Below are 17222 nucleotides of genomic sequence, written 5' to 3'. Positions count from 1 at the left end.
AGCTATACCGTGCCGCCGGCCCCACGCCGGTAGCGTGGGCCGACATGCCGGTCCGTACCGCCTTGGAGGCGCTGTCGCTGCCCCCGATGCAGCTGGTGGGCAGTTCGTGGCCCTGGCGGTCGGCGCTCTACCTGGCCGTCGGCGCGCTGCCCAGCGTGCCGGCGATCCTCCTTCTGATGCGGTACGGCATCGAGGAACCGCTGCCGGTGCTGTTGGCCGCGGTGTCGACGCTGGTCGCGGGCGCGATCGTCTTCGGCCTGCTGGAGCGGCGGCGACTGCGCCTGGTCGACAACGTGCCGTTGCCGGACGCGCACCGGCCGCTCCACCGGCGAGGCTGGCGGCATGCCCTTCGGGTACGGCTAAACGAGCAGGTCACCTGGCGCGAGATCGGCTTCACCGGCATCTCGACCACCGTCCTGTGCTGGCTCGACGCCGTCGTCCTGGCATGCATGGTGGGCTATCCCACAGTCGCCGTGCTCAGCCCACTCCACGAGCGGGACAGACCACCTCTGGCAACCCTGATATCGGGGATGATGGGCGTAGGGCTACTGGCCGCGGCACCGTACGTACTGACCGCCTGGGCCGGCGCTCGGGCCGCGATGGCACGGGCGCTGCTCGAGCCTCGGGAGTCGGACCGGCTCGGTGAGCGGCTGGTCGAGGTGACCCGGTCGCGGGCACGGTTGGTGGACGCGTTCGAAGGGGAACGCCGCCGCATCGAACGCGACCTGCACGACGGCGCACAGCAGCGGCTCGTGGCTCTCAACGTCTACCTCGGCCTCGCCCGGCTGGAGGTACTAGCCGGGTCGCCGGCGCACGACCCGCTGGTCAAGGCGCAAGAGCTGGCCCAGCGGGCACTGAGCGAACTGCGTGAGCTCATCCGCGGCGTGCACCCGCAGGTGCTCACCGACCGCGGGCTCGCCGCGGCGCTGCACGACCTCGCCGGACGCTCGCCGGTGCCGGTCGACGTCGACGTCCGGCTGCCCGGCCGGCTTCCGCCCTCCATCGAGGTCACCGCATACTTCGTGGTCAGCGAAGCGCTGACCAACATCGCCCGACACAGCCGGGCCGGTCGGGCCGCTGTCACCGCGGGCCTGCACGGTGACCGGCTGATCCTGCGAATCAGCGACGACGGGGTGGGTGGTGCGGATCAGCGGGCCGGGACCGGACTCACCGGACTGGCTGACCGGGTCGCGGCCGTCGGAGGAACGATGTCGCTGTCCAGCCCGCCGGGTGGGCCGACGCTCGTGCAGGCCGAGTTCGCCGGGGTGGTGCGATGACCGGCGACCGGCGGGTGATCGTCGCGGAGGACGACGTGCTCACCCGCGAGGGGATCATCAGTCTGATCACCCGGTTCGGGCATCGGGTAGCGGACGCCGTAGCGGACGCCGACGCCCTCGTCCATGCGGTACGCGAGCACCGGCCGGACGTGGTCGTCACCGACGTACGGATGCCGCCCACTTTCACCGACGAGGGGTTGCAGGCCGCGTTGCGCTTACGTCGAGACGATCCCCGCCTGCCGATCCTCGTGGTGAGTCAGTACGTCGAGCAGACGTACGCGGCGGAACTACTGGAATCCGCCCGCCCCGGCACGGCCGGCATCGGCTATTTGCTCAAGGACCGTATCGGCGAGGCAGCCGAGTTCGTCGAGGCGCTCGACCGCGTCGTCGACGGCCACACAGTGGTCGACACCGAGGTCGTACGCCAACTGCTGCGCCGGCGCCGCGATCCGCTGACCAGGCTCACCCCCCGAGAGCGCGAGGTCCTCGGCCTCGTGGCAGAGGGCCGGTCAAACGCCGCGATCGCGCGCGCCCTGTTCGTCACCGAAACGGCAGTGGCCAAACACATCGGGAACGTGCTGATCAAGCTGGACCTGCACCCCGACGAAGACGACCATCGCCGGGTCCGAGCCGTGCTCGCGTACCTGCGCGGCTGACGAGAGCCTCGACATACCGGCTCCTGACCCAGGTCGACTTACAACAAGGTGACAGCGTGGTCAGCGGGAAGGCTCCGTCGAACCGCTGCCCCGCGAGCCGGGCCAGGTAGTTGACGACACCCGCCGGCCGGTACGTGTTGAGCACGGCGGTCGGGTCGGCGCTGAGCCCTCCCCGCCCGGCTGGCCGGCATCGGCGTACGCCCTGAACACATGCGCTGACCCACCGTTTCGGCAGCCGGGTGCAGACGTTCGGCCTTCTCCGCCAGTTGCGCTTCGCGGTGTGCTTCGCACACCGAGACGACCAGACCCCCGATCGTTCCGCTGCGCCTTTTTGGGCTGGCGCACACCCTCAATGCTGGTGCCGAGGTCCTTCAAAGCCTTGATCAGAACCCGGCGCACGTGGCGGACAGTCGTGGCCGACTGCTCCCCCGCTGCCCGTGAACCTCTTGCGGACCGGATGCGAGCCGTCCGGCTATCGCGGCGGCGCAAAGCATCACCGCCCGAGAGCTGAGTTGCAAGATTGAGGGCATCGGTGGACCGTGACACGAGCCGTGGCCATAACGTGGAAAGCCGAAAACAAGCAGCTTCGCGACTCGGGCCTTATTGCCCCTCACGATCTCCCAGAGAGCCTTTTGCCACATCGAGAGTCGCCGACAATATATCCGCAGATGAACGCAGCAGAGGGTTTCGCTCCACACCGATGAATAGACGCTGGAACCCCTCATCTATCTGGTCACCAAGGACCACCCACTCATCATGGGGGATTTCTCTGCCAGAAACGGCTTGACCACGATCGCCAGGGTTGGCCGACTGCGCGCGAACTGCCGAATCCGCCACATCCACTCCCGTGCGACCCCCTGGCAGCCTTGGCAGGCCGATCCTAGGCGATCCAGCAACCGATGCAGCGAGCCGCCGCCGCAGGGTCCGCGTGGAGTGGGCGGCGCGGCCGAGCCGCCCGCCGGCGTAGCGCACGCCACCGCAGAACACGCCCTGGGCGACCGCGAGCCAGCTGCACACGCCGCGCTCGATCAACCACAGGGGCGCCAGCACCGCGGTGGCCGGCGGAAAGACCACCGGACCACCGGCCTTGCGCCGGCCGGTCTCGGCCACTGCGATGACCGCCGCCGCAGCCGCGGTCAGCAGCCCCGGACGCCGGGCGGCGACCGCCGCCGCCACCCCGGGCAGCACGAGCAGCGCGGCCACCAGCCGCACCGGCTGGGCGAGTTCGTCGTACGCCTGGCGAACGCGCTGGGAGGCGAAGTGTCTCGTGGTGGGAGGCAGGCGCCGGACGTACAGCCCGGCGGGGGCCGCCACGCTGCCGCCGAAGGCTCGCACGGTCCGGATCAGCTCAAGGTTCTCGAAGAGGACGTCGGGGTCGTAGCCACCGGCGGCGAGGAAGACGCCGCGCCGCACCGCGAGGGTTCCGGGAAAGTCCGCGCCGATCGCCCGGTTGAGCAGTATCCGCCCGGTGTCCCAGTAGGCGTGCCAGGGAAGCGGGTCGAAGTAGTTCTGGGGTTGCACCAGGTCCGCCCGTCGCAAAAGACGCCGGACCTCGCGCAGTCCGTCCTCGTCGTAGCGGACGTCGTCGTCGGCGATCACCACGTCCTCGTGCGTGGCCGCCGGCACACCGGTCAGCACGCCGAGCACCTTGCCGTTGCGGCCGGACAGGCTCGGGTCGGGCGGCAGGTGCCGGACCAGCGGATGCCACCGCCGGTGGTGGCGGGCGAAGACCTCGGGCGGTGACCCGTCCACCACGATCACCTCCACCCGGGCGGCGAGCCAGCGCAGGTAGTCGGTCAACTGCTCCGGGTCGCTGTCGTCCATTCGCCGGATCGGCAGCACGTACGACATCGGCATCGGTCGCGGCCGGGCGGGGGCGCCGGTCATGCCGAATCCGCCCGGCGGTAGACGCTAACGTGTTCCCGGCTGTCGTCGCCGAACGGCAGGCGCGTCCAACCGGCCCACCGGTGCTCGCGGCGCAGCCCGGCCAGCTCGGCCATCAGGTCCAGCTCCGCCGGCCAGGCGTACCGGTGGTTCGCCGGCAACAGGTGGACCCCGCCCGCGGTCAGCCGGACCTTGGTGGTGGTCATCCTCTGCTCGGCGGGGTGCAGGAGCGCCGCCTCCAGCAGGACCACGTCCTCCGCGACCCGTACCGGGCGCAGCGCCGAGCCGTTGCGGAACGCCGCCGGGTCCGGCACCCAGGCCTCGACCACGAACCGACCGCCGGGACGCAGGTGGGCGGCCGCGTTGCGGAAGCAGGCCACCTGCGCGGCCTGGTCGGGCAGCGCGAAGACGGTGTTGAAGGCGAGGAGGACCAACGCGAAGTCGCCGGGTACGCGGGTGTGGGTGAAATCCCCCACCGCCACGTCGATCCGGTCGCCACCCGCCTTGCTCCGCAGGCCCGCCACCATGTCGGGAGAACCCTCGATGCCGGCGACCGTCAGGCCGCGTTCAACCAGTGGAAGCGCCAGGCGACCGGTGCCGATGCCGAACTCGCAGACCGGCCCGCCGTCGGCCAGCTCGGCCAGGACCTCCACGGCGCTGTCCGGAGTCAGATACGCGTAGGTCTCGTCATACACGTCGGCCACGTACCGCCCGTAGGCGCTCGCGTCAAACGACAACTCTGCCTCCCGCACGACGATGGTCCTGCCTGTGCCCGTTCCGTCGCGCTTCAAACGGGCCGGCGCCGCTCGCGGCTCAGCAGGCCAGGCCGGTCATCAGGCCCGCCGTCTCCGAGCCGGTGGCGCGATGCGGCTCGTCGACGTGCAGGGTGATCGGCGCGCCGGGACCGTGGGGACGCAGGGAGCTGCGGCCGACCTGCCAGCTGTTCAGAGTCCAGGCGGCGAAGAGACGGTCCAGCGCCAGGGCGGCGGAAGCCCCGAAGAGCACGTCGGCGGCGAGGTGCGGCTCGACCCGGACCAGCCCGCCGCACATGTCGTGCGCGGCGATCTGCTCGTGCACCGCGTCCGCCTCGACGTGCTCGTCGTAGAAGCGGGTGGCCGCCTCGTCGAGACCGAGGCGCCGCAGGCCCCGCCCGTAGCGACGGTTCGGCAGCGACGAGGTCATCTCGTAGGCGGCGAGGTGCCCGAGCAGCGCTCCGCGCAACCGGCGGTGCAGCCCGAAAAGCGACATCAGGTTGTTGCCCGCCAGGGTCACCGCGGGCACCGCGTCCAGATAGGCCCCGTATCCGGTGTCCAGACCGAGCCGCTCCAGGGTGACGCGGAACAGTTCGGCGTGCATGCGGTCGAGCCGGCCACCGCCGTACTCGTCGACCTGGATCTCGACCAGAGCGGCCTTCGCCGGGCCGCCCAGCCGCGGCAGGGCCCAGCTGTGCGGGTCCGCCTCTCGAAGGTGGTAGATCGAGCGGTGCATGACGAACTCACGGAACTGCTCGTGGGTCGCCCGCCGTTGCAGGTACGCGGAAAGCGCCGGGCCGTCGTCGGCCGCCACCACGGCGGCGAGAGCGGAGGCCATTCGCCCGTCGAGGAGCGGGGGCTGCGGGCCGGCGAGCGCGCGCACGGCCGCCTCGAAGACCGCTTCGGCGCGGCTGCGCAGCGCGATCAGCGACGGCTGCCACTCCCACCGGTCGTCCACGCCGCGCCAACCGCGGTAGTGCAGCTCGTAGCAGAGGAAGAGGGTGAGCTGAAGGTCCTCGTCATCGATCGGGTCCACCCCGTCGAACTCGGAGGCCAGGTCTGCGGGTAGGTCGTGCGGGGCGGACGTGAGCGCGTCGTGCAGCGCCGCGGAGACCGGCCCGCGTGGCTGCGGCAGCGGCGCCGGACCATAGCGACTGTCACCAGACTCAACCACCCTGGCCTCCCCGTACAGTCGTCCCGCTGCCTGTCCCCGCTCCCGACTGCCACAAACCCGGTGTCCGGCGTCGATCGGCGCGGGCGCGCCCCGGTCGTCTCGGTGGGTTCATCGCGGCTTCGGTGTGTCACGATCGGCGCCGGCACGGAAGTTGATCACCTTGTGGGTGCCGTCGCAGAAGGGATTGATGGCTGACTTCCCGCACCGGCACAGGGCGATCGTCGCCCGGCCCGGTGCGATGGGCGTGCCGTCCGGTGTGCGTAACTCGAAGTCGCCGCGGACGATCAGCGGTCCGTCCTCGTACGGAGTGATTGTCGACGTCATGCCGCCTGTGGTCCCCCGGCTGCGGCGATCCAAACTGCCGCCGGGCCCGCGCGACATTGCACCGGGTTCAGTCACCTCGGCCTCGGCTGCCGAATCTGTTGCGTTGGGCGCCTCGTGCGTGTACCCGCAAATGAGGTCCACGTCGCGGCCGGTCGCGATGGCCGCCCAGGCCGGTCCGGTGACCAGGTCGCCGTCGATGACGGGCGAGAAGGCGGACATCCCGGCCGCGCGGTCGCGAAGCGGCGTGTCCTGCACGGCGAGGATCGCCTCGGGCGTCAGGGCCGCGAACCCGTCCCAGGTGGCCGCCACGCCGAGGGCCCGGGCGATCGCCGTCGTGACGACTGCGGCCTCGATCCCGGTCCGGCATCCGGCGGGGATGCTCTGGGCGATGGCGCGGCGGAACAACCCGACCGCGGCGGGCGCGCCCACCAGCAGAGCGATGCACGCCGCGCCGGCGGATTGGCCGAACACGGTCACGTTCGTCGGGTCACCGCCGAAGGCGGCAACGTTGGACTGGACCCACTCCAGCGCCGCGATCTGATCGCGTAGGCCCCGGTTGTCCGCCACGCCGGGAAGGTGGCCGAAGCCTTCGAACCCGACCCGGTAGTTGACGGTGACCACCACGACACCACAGCGGGCCAGCGTGGCCGCGTCGTACTGGGGCATGCTCGCCGCGCCGTGTTTCCACAGCCCGCCGTGGATCCACACCATCACCGGCAGAGCAGCCGCGCCGAGGTCCGGGCTCCACACGTTCAGCGACAGACAGTCCAGGCCGTCGCCGGGCCGCCACGCTGACGGCGCGCCCGGCGCGGGGGCCAGCTGGGGTGGGGCGCATCCGAACTGCCCACAGTCGCGGACGCCGTCCCACGCCGACGCCGGCACCGGTGGCCGCAACCGCAGCGGCCCCTGCGGCGCCGCCGCATACGGTATGCCTTTGAACGCCGCGACTCCGCCGACGTCACGCCCACGGACTCGCCCCAGCCCCGTGGCCACCACCGGCTGCGTCACGACCGCACCTGCGCGGGGGTGGAGGCGCCCGATCCGGACGGGTCTCGACGTCGTCCGGCCCTTCTGCGCGTTGGTGTGTCGTTGTCGTCCGGCGCCGTGATCGCCGCGCGCACCAGGCGGAAGAACAGGGCCCTGCGCTCTTGCCACACCTGCGGGTCCGCACTGACCTTCATCAATCCGTCCGCGGCCGCCACCAGCAGCCCCGCGATGTCCTCGGCAGTGGCCTCGACGGCCGACAGCTGCACCTGACCCGCCGCCACCGCCGCGTTCAGCGCTGCGGTCAGCCTGGTCACCAGTTCCGCGTGAGCGTCCCTGACGATGTCACTGGCCACCCCGAGCCCGGCGTCGAGCAGTTCCCCACGGTGGACGCTCGACGAAACCTGCGCCATCAACGCCCGATGTACGCGGCCATCGCGGTGTCGATGCGTGCCACCACGTCGTCCGGCTCGGCCAACGCCGCATCGACCCGGTCCAGCGCCCAGGAGTGCGCCCGTCGCGACCCCGCCCGGAACAGCTCTTCCTTCGTCGGGAAATGAAGGTAGAGCGCGGCACGAGACATGCCGGCGGCGCGGGCGACGTCCTGCATGGTCGTCTTGCCGTAGCCGTACTGGCAGAAGACGCTCATTGCGGCATCCAGGATCTGTTCGCTCCGATCGCTTGTCACGCCAGCAGCGTGTCATGCTGGACAGGAATCGTCAGCATGTCTAATCCTGCCGAGGTCGTCGAGGTCGATGCCGTGCTCGGCGACAACCATCGCTGACAAGTGACAACTACGCCTCAAGGGCACATCGACGTGCCCGCGAAGCTGGCCCGTCGCGTCCGGATGCTCTCGACCGGACACGGCCGCAAAACCGACCAGGCCGACGCCCTGTCGGTCGGAATCGCCGCGCACACTGCAACCCGCCGCAACACCGCTGCCATCGACGAAGCGATCGCCGCCCCTACGGTGCCTCAGCAACCACCCAAGAGCACCGAGGTGACCGGGCACCGTTCCGTCAGGCTCACCGCCGACACCATCGGTGAACACGCCGACCCCGACGGTGATCACGCCACCCGGCCGACGTCGGTGGCAGAGCGGCGCTGGTCGACGGCTGCGGCCACCTCCGGTTGTTCTTCCGGGTGATGCTACCGATGGCCCGCCCGGGGATGATCAGCGTCGCCATCTTCAACTTCCTCAACCGCTGGAACCGGTTCCTACTGCCGCAGGTGCTGCTCCAGGGCGACGACTCGAGGTGGATGCTGGCCCAGGGCCTAGCCGCGCTGTCGGTCAGCCAGGGCTACGCGGGCGACTACGCCCAGCTCTTCGCCGGCCTCACCATCGCCGTGGTGCCGTGCTGCTGGTGTACGTGGCCCTCCAGCGCCAGATCCAGTCGGGCCTGACCGCCGGCCAGCTCAAGTAGTCGACCGGCCGTCACGGGCGCCCGGTCCGGGACGGTCCGTGGGTACAGGTAGTGGCGAGCATGGTTCGACTGGCTCGTGGCACGAGGCAGTGCCGCCGGCCGGGGGCTCCGGGGTGACGTCTCGCACCCCGGACCGGTGAGGCGCACCCGGCCCCGTGACGGGGCCGGGTGCGCCTCACCTCACTCGGTCGCCAACCGACGGGCGATCTCCCGCACCAGCGCCTGCTCGTCCTGGTCGGGGTGAATGAAGAAGTGGTCGCCGGAGAGCACGGTCAGGTCGAACGCGCCAGCGGTCAATCCCTCCCAGGCGCGCATCTCGTCCTCGGTGACGAAGGTGTCCTCCTTGCCGTGGAAGGCGGAGATGGGCGCCGGCAGCGGTGGCTCGGCCGGGTCGTGCCGGTACGTGTGGACCATCCGGAAGTCGGAGTAGCCCACCGGCTTGATCGCGTTGCGCATCTCGTCGTCGATCTCCATGCCGAACTGGTCCTCGATGAACCGTTCGTAGTCCCGCTGGCGCTCCTTCGGCACCGTCGCCAGTTCCTCGATGTCCGGGATGGAGTCGAACCCGAACGCCTGGAACGACTCCATGACCCGCCGGTAGACCGGGTTCGGGACGATCGACGGGGACGTGTACGCCCCGACGAACAGATGCCGCAGCAGGTCCCCGTGCCGCTGGTGCAGCCGGTGGGCCAGCCGGTACGCGATCAGCGCGCCGACGCTGTGCCCGTAGATCGCGAACGGCCGGTCCAGCAGACCGTCCAGCGCCACCTCCAGGGCGTTCACCGCCTCGTCGATGTCGCTGATCGGCCGCTCGTGGATGCGGTTCTCCTTGCCGGGGAACTGCACCGGGCACACGTCGACGTCGTTGTCGAACAAGCCGGTCCACGACGAGAACAGCGATGCGCCCTTGACCCCGTACGGGACGCAGAACAGCCGTACCCGGGGGGCGGCACTGATCCGATGGTGGGCCAGCCAGCGGTCCCGGTCCAGCTCGTAGTCGCGGGTGTACCAGTCACCGTTGACGCCCGCGACCGGGTCCGCGCCGGACTCCAGCAGGTTGGTCAGCGTCTCTGCGAGCCCGTCCACGGTCGGCCCCTGGATGATCAGCTCCATGGCCAGGTCCACGCCGGTGTCGCGTTTGACCGAGCGGCGCAGTTCCAGGCCGGCCAGCGAGTCGATGCCCAGCTCCGCGATGGTAACGGTGGTCGGCACGTCCCCGGCGTCGCGGCGCAGCAGCTCGCCGAGCACCGTGCAGAGGTGGTCGCGGATCCGCGCCTGCCGGGCGTCGGTGGGCAGCGCGAGCAGCTCCGCCGCGAGCGCCGGCCGTTCGGCGTCGCCCGCCGGCCGGGTCGCCCCTTCCTCGTGCGTCGCCTGGCCCGCCTTCAGCGCGTCGGCTGGGATGATCCGCACCCGCAATCCGCCGGCGCGGGCGAGGAAGTAGCCGTCGGCGTCGAAGAGCCGGTAGTCGACGCTCAGGTGCCCCTCGTCCGGGTCGTCCAGCAGCGTCAGGTGGCACCACACGTCGCCGCGCGGCGGCCGGTTGGTCAGGTCGAACTCGGCAGTCGCGACGGTGATGAACAGGTCGTCCGGGGCCAACCGGTCGGCACCGGCGGCCACGATGAGCTGTGCGCAGGCGTCCAGCACACCCGGATGCAGGGCCATCGACCCGGCGGCCGCCGTGTTGGACGGCGCAGGCCGGAGCCGGGCCAGCACCTCCCCCTCGCCGGCCCAGACCTCCTCGACGAGTTCGACGCTGGCACCGGAGGCGAAACCACGCGCCACCAGGTCCGCGTAGAAGCGTTCGCCGGTCAGCGGCCCGGAGCACCGGTCGCGGATCTCGTCCCGGGCCGCCGCGGTGACCTTCGGCCGCATGGGTACCTGGTGCGGCCGCATCCGGCCGTGCACGTGGCTGCTCCACACCCGCCCGTCGTACGGCCGACTGTGCACCCGGAAGTCGTGCCAGCCCTCGTCGTCGGCCGGTTCCAGTACGAACTGCACGATCCGGTCGGCGTCCGGGGCCACGTGCAGCGCCTCGGCGAAGCGCATCCCGTGTACCTCGTGGTCACGCCCGTGCAGCACCTCGGCCGTGGCCTGGGCCAGCATCTGCTGGTAGTAGCCGACATGCAGCACACCGCCGGTGTGCGCCAACTCGGGCAGCACGGTGTGGTTGAGCCGGGCCTCGTACTGCCGCTGCGGCAGCGGCGAGGAGAGCAGCCGACCCGGCACCGTCACCGGTGCGACCGGCTCCGCCGCACCGACCGCCGGCACCGTCGGTGACGCCGCCACCGGTGACACCGTCGCCGACACCACTGTCCGGTACGGGCGCCGCTGGAACGGGTACGTGGGCAGGGTCAGCAGCTCGGGCCGCCCGGAGCGGGCGTAGCCGGCCCAGTCCACGTCCCAGCCGCCCTGGTACAGCGCAGCCACTCCCTCTGCGAGCGCCACCCAGACCGGGACGCCGTTCAGCGCGGGTGCCAGCACCATCCCCGCCGGCACGGCGACCGGCGCACCGGCGACCTGCACCACGGCGCGGTACCCCCGGGTGGCCAGGTCGGCCAGGACAGCCGGCAGGTCCACCGGTGCGGGCGGAGCCGACCAACGCGCCGGGTCGGTGTGCTCGGCCGTACCGCCGCAGACCAGCCGCAGCCGGGGAGCGCGGGGCGTGGTGGCACCGTCCGGTGCCGGTCCGCCGTGCCGGTGACGCAGGTTGGCCAGGGCCGTCTCCGGCTCCAGCACCCCGGCCACCACCGCCGCCACCAGGTCGCCCTCCCCGGTGGCGACCACGGCCGCCGGTTCGATCCCCCAGGCTTCCCACTGCCGGGCCAGGCCGACCCGGGCGGCGAACGACCGGGCCGCCCGGGTCGCCGGGTCGGTGGCCGCGCCGTCGAACCCGTGGCCGGTGCGGGCCCGCCACCACTGCTCGGCTGACGCCCAGGTTTCGACGAAGACCGGTTCGGCGCGCAGCGCGTCGACCAGCGCCGCCGGGTCGTCCGGCTCGTCGCCGACGACCAGCGCGACGTGCCCGGCCCCGGCCGGGACCACCGACGGCGGCTCCTGTCCGACCCGGTCCAGTCGCGCCACGAGGTCGGCGGTGTCGGTGGCCACCAGCCCCAGCCGGTACGGGTGGTGGACGCGGCCGGCGCCGAGGGTGTGCGCCACCGCGGCCAGCGGCAGGTCCGGGTGTGCGCGCAGATGGGTCAGCAGCCGCTCGGCGAGCGCGGTCAGCGCGGCACCGTCGCGGGCGGACAGCGGCACCGGGTACGCCGCCCGCGCCGGCGCGTCGACGCCGTTTGCGTCCCCGTCCGGCGCGACGGCACCGGGCGGTGGGGCCTCGGCGAGCACCACGTGCGCGTTCGTGCCACTGAAGCCGAAGGAGCTGACCGCGGCGACCCGACCGTCCTGGCCGGCCGGCCAGGGCTCGGGGCTGGTGGGGAAGCGCACCGCCCAGCGGCCAGCCTGGATGCGGGGGTTGAGAGCGGTCAGGTGCGCGTTCGGCGGCACCTGCCCGGCGCGCAACACGAGCACCGCTTTGATCAGACCGGCGATGCCCGCGGCGGCCTCCAGGTGCCCGATCACCGACTTGACCGCGCCAACCCGCAGCGGGTTGTCCGACGCCCGACCCGCGCCGTACACGGCGGCCGACGCCTCCATTTCGATCGGGTCGCCCAGCGGCGTACCCGTGCCGTGCGCCTCCAGGTAGCCGACCCGGTCGGCACTCAGCCCGGCATCGGTCAAGGCCCGGGTGATCAGCGCCCGCTGGGCGGGTCCGTTGGGGACGGTCAGCCCGCTGCTGTGGCCGTCCTGGTTGACGGCGCCACCGCGCAGCACGGCGAGGATGGGCGACCGGTCGGCCAGCGCGTCGGAGAGCCGGCGCAGCGTCACCATGCCGCAGCCCTCGGCGCGCACGTACCCGTCGGCGGCGGCGTCGAAGACCTTGCAGCGCCCGTCCGGGGCCAGCGCGCGCATCTTGGACAGCACCAGGAACGTACCGGCCGACAGCAGCAGGTTCACACCCCCGGCCAGCGCCGCGTCGACCTCACCGCGGCGCAGGCTCTCCATCGCCAGGTGCACCGCGACCAGCGACGACGAGCAGGCGGTGTCCACCGCCATGGCCGGGCCGCGCAGGCCCAGGGTGTGCGCGATGCGTCCCACCGCGACACTCACCGTCGACCCGGTCGCCGTGTACGGTCCGATCCGCTCGGCCGTGCGGGGCAGCATGGCGTACTCGGAACCGGAGATGCCGACGAAGACGCCGACCCGGCGATCCGGCACACGGTTGGGCGGCAGTCCCGCCGCTTCCAGCGCCTCCCAGCCGGTCTCCAGGAGCAGCCGGTGCTGCGGGTCCGTCTCCCGCGCCTCCGCCTCGGAGATGGTGAAGAACCCGGTGTCGAAGGCGTGCAGGTCCTCGCGGAGGAAGCCGGCCCGCATGGTGTACGCCTTGCCCGGCGCGTCCGGGTCCGGGTCGTAGTGCTCGGCGGCCGACCAGCGGTCCGGGGGCACGTCCACGATGGCATCCCGCCCGGAGCGCAGCAGCTCCCAGTAGCGCTCCGGGGTGTCGGCGCCACCGGGGAACCGGCACGCCATGCCGACCACCGCGATCGGCTCGGTACGCCGGGTCTCGCTCTCGGCCAGTTGGTCCCGCAGGCTTCGAATCGTCGCCAGCGACCGTTGGATCAACGCCTCGTTACTCATCGACAGTCCCCTTGTTCCACCGTGTCGGTCGCGGTTCCTCCGTCTTGCCGGGTCCCGCAAGTTGGGGTGTCAACCGCCCTCACCGTCCAGCTCCGCGAGCAACTCGCGCAACGCCTGCTCGGCGGCGGACGGCGGGTCCGCCACCGGCGGCAGGATCGGCAGCAGTCGCTGCAACCGGATCGGGTCGGCCTGGACCACGCCGGCCTCCGGTTCCGCGGTGGCCAGCGCGGTGTCGAACGTGGCGAGTCCCACCCCGGTGTCGAGCTGCCCGATACCGAGCTTGCGCAGCACCAGTTCCTCGGTCTCGGCGTCGACCCGCATACCGCCCTCCCGCCAGAACGGCCACACCAGGGCCCGGGTGAGCCCGTGCCGCTCGCCGACGGCCCGTCGTTCCTCGCGCTGCGCGGCGAACGCGGCGAGGAACCGGTTGGCGAAGGCGTAGTCGGTCTGCCCGGCGTTGCCGCCGACCGCCGCCAGCGAGGAGAACAGCACGAAGTAGTCGAGGTCGTCGTCACCGATGGCCGCGTCGAGATGCAACGCGCCGCGCAGCTTGGGCGCGATCACCTGCTCCGCCTGCGCAAGGGTACGGGACACCAGCATCCCGTCGCGCAGCAGACCGGCCGAGTGGATCACCCCGCTGATCCGGTCGAACCGCTCACGTGCCTCGGTCACCACCCGCTCCACCGAGTCGCGGTCGGTCACGTCGGCGGGCAGGTAGATCGCCTCGGCGCCGAGCGCGGACAACTCGGCCAGCGCCGCCCGGTGGGTGTCCTGCGGTGCGGTGCGACCGGTCAGGACCAGCCGCGCCGGGCCGCGCCGGGCGAGGTGCCGCGCGAAGATCAACCCCAGTCCGCCGGCACCACCGGTGATCAGGCAGGCTCCGTCACCGGCGAGTAGGTCCGGCCCGGACGGTCCGGCAGCCGGTTCCAGTTCCCGCAGCCGGCGGGTCCACCGCCGGCCCCAGCGGTAACGGATCTCCAGGTCCTCGTAGGAGTCGACGGGCAGCTCGGCGCGACAGACGTCGACCAGGTGCGCCCGGCGCGCCCCCGGCCCGCCGTCGGGTTCGTGCACCCCGACGGTCCGCAGGAACAGCCGTGGGTTCTCGTGCAGCACCGACCGGCCGAACCCGGCGAACGCCTCGTGCACCGGGTCGGGGCCGTCGGCACCGAACCGGTGCAGGTAGAGCAGGGTCACCGGGCTGGCCGGCCGGGCCGTCAGCAACGCCCGGGTGAGGTGGAAGGCCGGGTGCAGGCCGGTGGCCAGGGCACGGTCCGGTCCGTCCGCGTCGGTGCGCGGCCAGAGGTAGAGAATCCGGGACGGGGCGGCGCCGAGGTCGGCCAGAAGCGTCGCGTGGTCGTCCGGCTCGTCGGGGCGCAGCTGGAACGCGGCCGAACCCAGCCGGGCGTACCGGTCACCCGGCAGCACCAGGACCGGCGGCACGGAACCCGGAGCACGCTCGGCGGTGAGGATCCGGTGCACGGCGTCGTCGGTGTCGAAGACCAGCAGCGGACCGGCGTCGGCCGGTGCGGGGTTGCCGGCGGGCGGGTCGGCCGGCTCCCAGCGGGCGGTGAACGTCACCCGAGTCAGGCCATCGTCGACGGTTGGCTCCGGGGCCTTCTGCTCGGGCAGCAGGGTGAGTAGGTGCGCGGCGAGCTCGGCGACGTTGGGGTGGTCGAAGACCAGGTTGGCGTAGACCTCCACGTCCAGGTCGCGTTCGAGCCGGGTGCCGAGCCGGGTGGCCAACACCGAGTCCATCCCGAGTTCGAAGAAGCCCGAGCGCAGATCCAGCGGGGTGTCCGCCGGCAGCTCAAGTAGCGCCGCCACCTTCCGCCGCAGGTACGCCGCGAGCAGCGCGAATCGCTCACTGGGTGCCGCGCCGGCCAGCTCCGCACGGATCCCACCCGATTCGGGTACGCCTGTCACCGACGCGCTTCCCCCGCCGGCCGACGCGACGATCTCGTCGCCTGGTCGCACACTGACCGTCGCGGTGGGTGGCGTGTCCGTCGTGCTGGTCGGCGGGGTGCCCGTCGTGCTGGGCGGCGGCGCGTCGCCGCCACGGGACGGCGTGAGCGTGCCGGTCGCCTGGTCGACAGGTGGCCCGGCGAAGGGGTCCACGATCCAGTACCGCTCGCGGACGAACGGGTAGGTCGGCAGCGACACCCGTGCAGGCGGCTGCCCATCCGGGTACAACGCGCTCCAGGACTGGACGCGGCCGGCCACCCAGTCTCGGGCGATCCGCTCCCAGCTGTCGGCGCCGGTCAGCTCGACCGGTTCGCCGGTGCCTGCCAGCGCGTCGCCGGCCCCGACGGAGGTGCCGGCGGCAGTGGTCCCGACGGCGGCGGTACCGGTGGCGACGACACCGATGCAGAGGCCGTGGCCGGTCCCGCCGCTCGCGTACCGGTGTAGCCGGTCGGCGGCAGTGACCGGATCGGTGGCCACCAACGCCAGCCGGTGCGCCATCGGCTGCCGACCGGCCTGCAACGTCCACGCGATCGTGGTCAGGTCCGCGCCGTCGCCGAGCGTGCACAGATGGGCGGCGAGCGCGGCGGCGTACTCGCGCAGGGCCGGCTCGGTGCGCGCGGAGAGCACCAGGACGGCGGGCTGCGCCGGCCCGGACCCGGCGGTGGACACCGGGGCGGTCCGCGGCGGTGCCTCCTCCAGCACGAGGTGGACGTTGACCCCGCCCGCGCCGAACGAGCTGATCCCCGCCCGGCGCGGTGCGCCACCGGGGGGAGTGGGCCAGGGCGTCAGCTCACGCTGCACCTGGAACCCGGCCCGGTCGAAGTCGATGTGCGGGTTGAGCCCGGCGGAGTGGGTCAGCGAGGGCACCAGCGTGCGGTGCGCCAACTGCAACGCCACCTTGTGCAGCTGGGCGATGCCGGCGGCGGCCTCGGCGTGACCGATGCCGGACTTGACCGAGCCGAGCGCGCAGGGCCCGACACCGGGGGGCCGCTCGCCGAACGCCTCGGCGAGCCCCCGCACCTCGATCGGGTCCCCCAGGCTGGTGCCGGTGCCGTGCGCCTCGACGTATCCGACGGTTCCGGGCTCCACACCGGCGTTGTCCAGCGCCGCCCGGACCAGCTCGGCCTGGGCCACCGGGTTCGGCACGCTGTAGCCGAAGGTACGACCGTCGTGGTTGACCGCCGATCCACGGATGACCGCGTAGACGTGGTCGCCGTCGGCCAGCGCGCGGGCCAGCGACTTGATCAGCACGGCGCCGACCGCCTCGGCCGGCACGTACCCGTCGCCGCCCTCGCCGAACGAGCGGCACCGACCGTCGCGGGAGGTGAAGTTGGCCTCGGCCAAGGTGACGTACTTGCTGGGATGCAGGGAGAGGTTCACGCCCCCGGCGATGGCCGCCTCGCACTCACCCCGGCGGATCGCCTCGCAGGCCAGGTGCACGGCGTACAGCGATGAGGAGCAGGCGGTGTCGACGGTGAGGCTGGGCCCCCCGAGGTTCAGCAGGTACGAGACCCGGTTCGCCACCGAGAAGGTCTGCGAGTTGACCGGTAGCCACTGCCCGCGCTCCAACTGGGAGGCGGCGTACATCTGGTAGTTGTTGTAGGTCACCCCGGCGAAGACGCCGACCCGGGCCCGCCCGTCGCCGGCCGGGGTCGCGGTGATGGTGGCCGGGGTGTGTCCCGCGTCCTCGACGCACTCCCAGGCGGTCTGGATGAACAAGCGTTCCTGCGGGTCCAGGAACCGGGCCTCCAGCGGGGAGATACCGAAGAACAGCGGGTCGAAGGCGTCCACGTCGTCGAGGAAGCCGCCCCAGCGCGGGTACTCCTCGCCGTAGCGTTCCCGGGCAAGCTCGGCGTACTGCCGCCAACCCGGCCGGTCCAGCGGGATCTCCCCCACGCAGTCCCGACCGGCCCGCAGGTTCTCCCAGTAGGTGTGCAGGTCGCGCGCCATCGGGTACCGCCCGCTCATGCCGACGATGGCGAACCCGGCGGGCTCGCCTGGCGCCGTGGGGCCCTGCGGGACTGCCGGAGCGGAGGCGGCCGGCGCCTGACGGGCCGCGACGACAGCCGGGGCCGGGGCGGGCACCTCGACCG

12 protein-coding genes are annotated in these 17222 nt (G+C 72.3%); 4 read left to right on the top strand and 8 right to left on the bottom strand.

The window, feature by feature from the left end; genetic code table 11:
* Positions 1–44 precede the first annotated feature (44 nt).
* Both E1258_RS06560 and E1258_RS06555 read left to right on the top strand, forming a co-directional pair.
* Positions 45–1277 (top strand): sensor histidine kinase, encoded by a 1233-nt coding sequence (locus tag E1258_RS06560; protein ID WP_132397758.1) that lies wholly within the window; start codon positions 45–47, stop codon positions 1275–1277.
* Positions 1274–1933 (top strand): response regulator transcription factor, encoded by a 660-nt coding sequence (locus E1258_RS06555; RefSeq protein ID WP_207919448.1) that lies wholly within the window; start codon positions 1274–1276, stop codon positions 1931–1933. Before E1258_RS06560 ends, E1258_RS06555 begins: the two co-directional genes overlap by 4 nt.
* A gap of 600 nt (positions 1934–2533) precedes the next feature.
* On the opposite strand, the gene E1258_RS06550 is transcribed toward E1258_RS06555, so the two are convergent.
* The 6 genes from E1258_RS06550 to E1258_RS06530 all read right to left on the bottom strand — a co-directional run bounded on the left by E1258_RS06550 (position 2534) and on the right by E1258_RS06530 (position 7739).
* Positions 2534–3820 (bottom strand): glycosyltransferase family 2 protein, encoded by a 1287-nt coding sequence (locus E1258_RS06550; RefSeq protein ID WP_132397756.1) that lies wholly within the window; start codon positions 3818–3820, stop codon positions 2534–2536.
* Positions 3817–4554 carry a class I SAM-dependent methyltransferase gene (locus E1258_RS06545; RefSeq protein WP_243715240.1) on the bottom strand — a complete coding sequence of 246 codons (738 nt, stop codon included), beginning with the start codon at positions 4552–4554 and terminating at the stop codon, positions 3817–3819. The genes E1258_RS06550 and E1258_RS06545 overlap by 4 nt, the downstream gene beginning before the upstream one ends.
* A gap of 76 nt (positions 4555–4630) precedes the next feature.
* Positions 4631–5743 carry an iron-containing redox enzyme family protein gene (locus E1258_RS06540; RefSeq protein WP_243715239.1) on the bottom strand — a complete coding sequence of 371 codons (1113 nt, stop codon included), beginning with the start codon at positions 5741–5743 and terminating at the stop codon, positions 4631–4633.
* A gap of 108 nt (positions 5744–5851) precedes the next feature.
* Positions 5852–7060, bottom strand: a complete 1209-nt coding sequence (locus E1258_RS06535; protein WP_256370965.1) for a carboxylesterase family protein — start codon at positions 7058–7060, stop codon at positions 5852–5854.
* 11 nt (positions 7061–7071) lie between these two features.
* Positions 7072–7464, bottom strand: a complete 393-nt coding sequence (locus tag E1258_RS34475; RefSeq protein ID WP_243715238.1) for a hypothetical protein — start codon at positions 7462–7464, stop codon at positions 7072–7074.
* Positions 7464–7739 (bottom strand): TetR/AcrR family transcriptional regulator, encoded by a 276-nt coding sequence (locus E1258_RS06530; protein ID WP_207919447.1) that lies wholly within the window; start codon positions 7737–7739, stop codon positions 7464–7466. Before E1258_RS06530 ends, E1258_RS34475 begins: the two co-directional genes overlap by 1 nt.
* 99 nt (positions 7740–7838) lie before the next feature.
* On the opposite strand from E1258_RS06530, the gene E1258_RS33870 reads away from it, so the two are divergent.
* Positions 7839–8198, top strand: a complete 360-nt coding sequence (locus E1258_RS33870) for a hypothetical protein (RefSeq protein WP_207919450.1) — start codon at positions 7839–7841, stop codon at positions 8196–8198.
* 8 nt (positions 8199–8206) lie between these two features.
* Complete coding sequence (locus E1258_RS06520) at positions 8207–8455, top strand: hypothetical protein (protein ID WP_243715237.1); 249 nt, start codon at positions 8207–8209, stop codon at positions 8453–8455.
* A 200-nt stretch (positions 8456–8655) separates the two neighbouring features.
* Here E1258_RS06520 and E1258_RS35550 read toward each other — a convergent pair whose 3' ends face one another.
* Complete coding sequence (locus tag E1258_RS35550; RefSeq protein ID WP_132397750.1) at positions 8656–13167, bottom strand: beta-ketoacyl synthase N-terminal-like domain-containing protein; 4512 nt, start codon at positions 13165–13167, stop codon at positions 8656–8658.
* Positions 13168–13236: 69 nt separating this feature from the next.
* Positions 13237–17097 (bottom strand): type I polyketide synthase, encoded by a 3861-nt coding sequence (locus E1258_RS06510; RefSeq protein WP_165949666.1) that lies wholly within the window; start codon positions 17095–17097, stop codon positions 13237–13239.
* Between the last annotated feature and the right edge of the window lie 125 nt (positions 17098–17222).

Origin of the sequence: Micromonospora sp. KC207 (assembly GCF_004348615.1) — a bacterium.
Classification (GTDB): domain Bacteria; phylum Actinomycetota; class Actinomycetes; order Mycobacteriales; family Micromonosporaceae; genus Micromonospora.
Note: the sequence above shows the minus strand (reverse complement) of the source record. Positions and strands in the feature narration are given on the sequence as shown.

What these genes read in the sequence shown, in the direction of transcription:
- E1258_RS06510 (WP_165949666.1), bottom strand. Translation starts at nt 17,097, where the DNA reads ATGAGCGGGCGGTACCCGATGGCGCGCGACCTGCACACCTACTGGGAG.
- E1258_RS06555 (WP_207919448.1), top strand. Translation starts at nt 1,274, where the DNA reads ATGACCGGCGACCGGCGGGTGATCGTCGCGGAGGACGACGTGCTCACC.
- E1258_RS06550 (WP_132397756.1), bottom strand. Translation starts at nt 3,820, where the DNA reads ATGACCGGCGCCCCCGCCCGGCCGCGACCGATGCCGATGTCGTACGTG.
- E1258_RS34475 (WP_243715238.1), bottom strand. Translation starts at nt 7,464, where the DNA reads ATGGCGCAGGTTTCGTCGAGCGTCCACCGTGGGGAACTGCTCGACGCC.
- E1258_RS06520 (WP_243715237.1), top strand. Translation starts at nt 8,207, where the DNA reads ATGGCCCGCCCGGGGATGATCAGCGTCGCCATCTTCAACTTCCTCAAC.
- E1258_RS35550 (WP_132397750.1), bottom strand. Translation starts at nt 13,167, where the DNA reads ATGAGTAACGAGGCGTTGATCCAACGGTCGCTGGCGACGATTCGAAGC.
- E1258_RS06560 (WP_132397758.1), top strand. Translation starts at nt 45, where the DNA reads ATGCCGGTCCGTACCGCCTTGGAGGCGCTGTCGCTGCCCCCGATGCAG.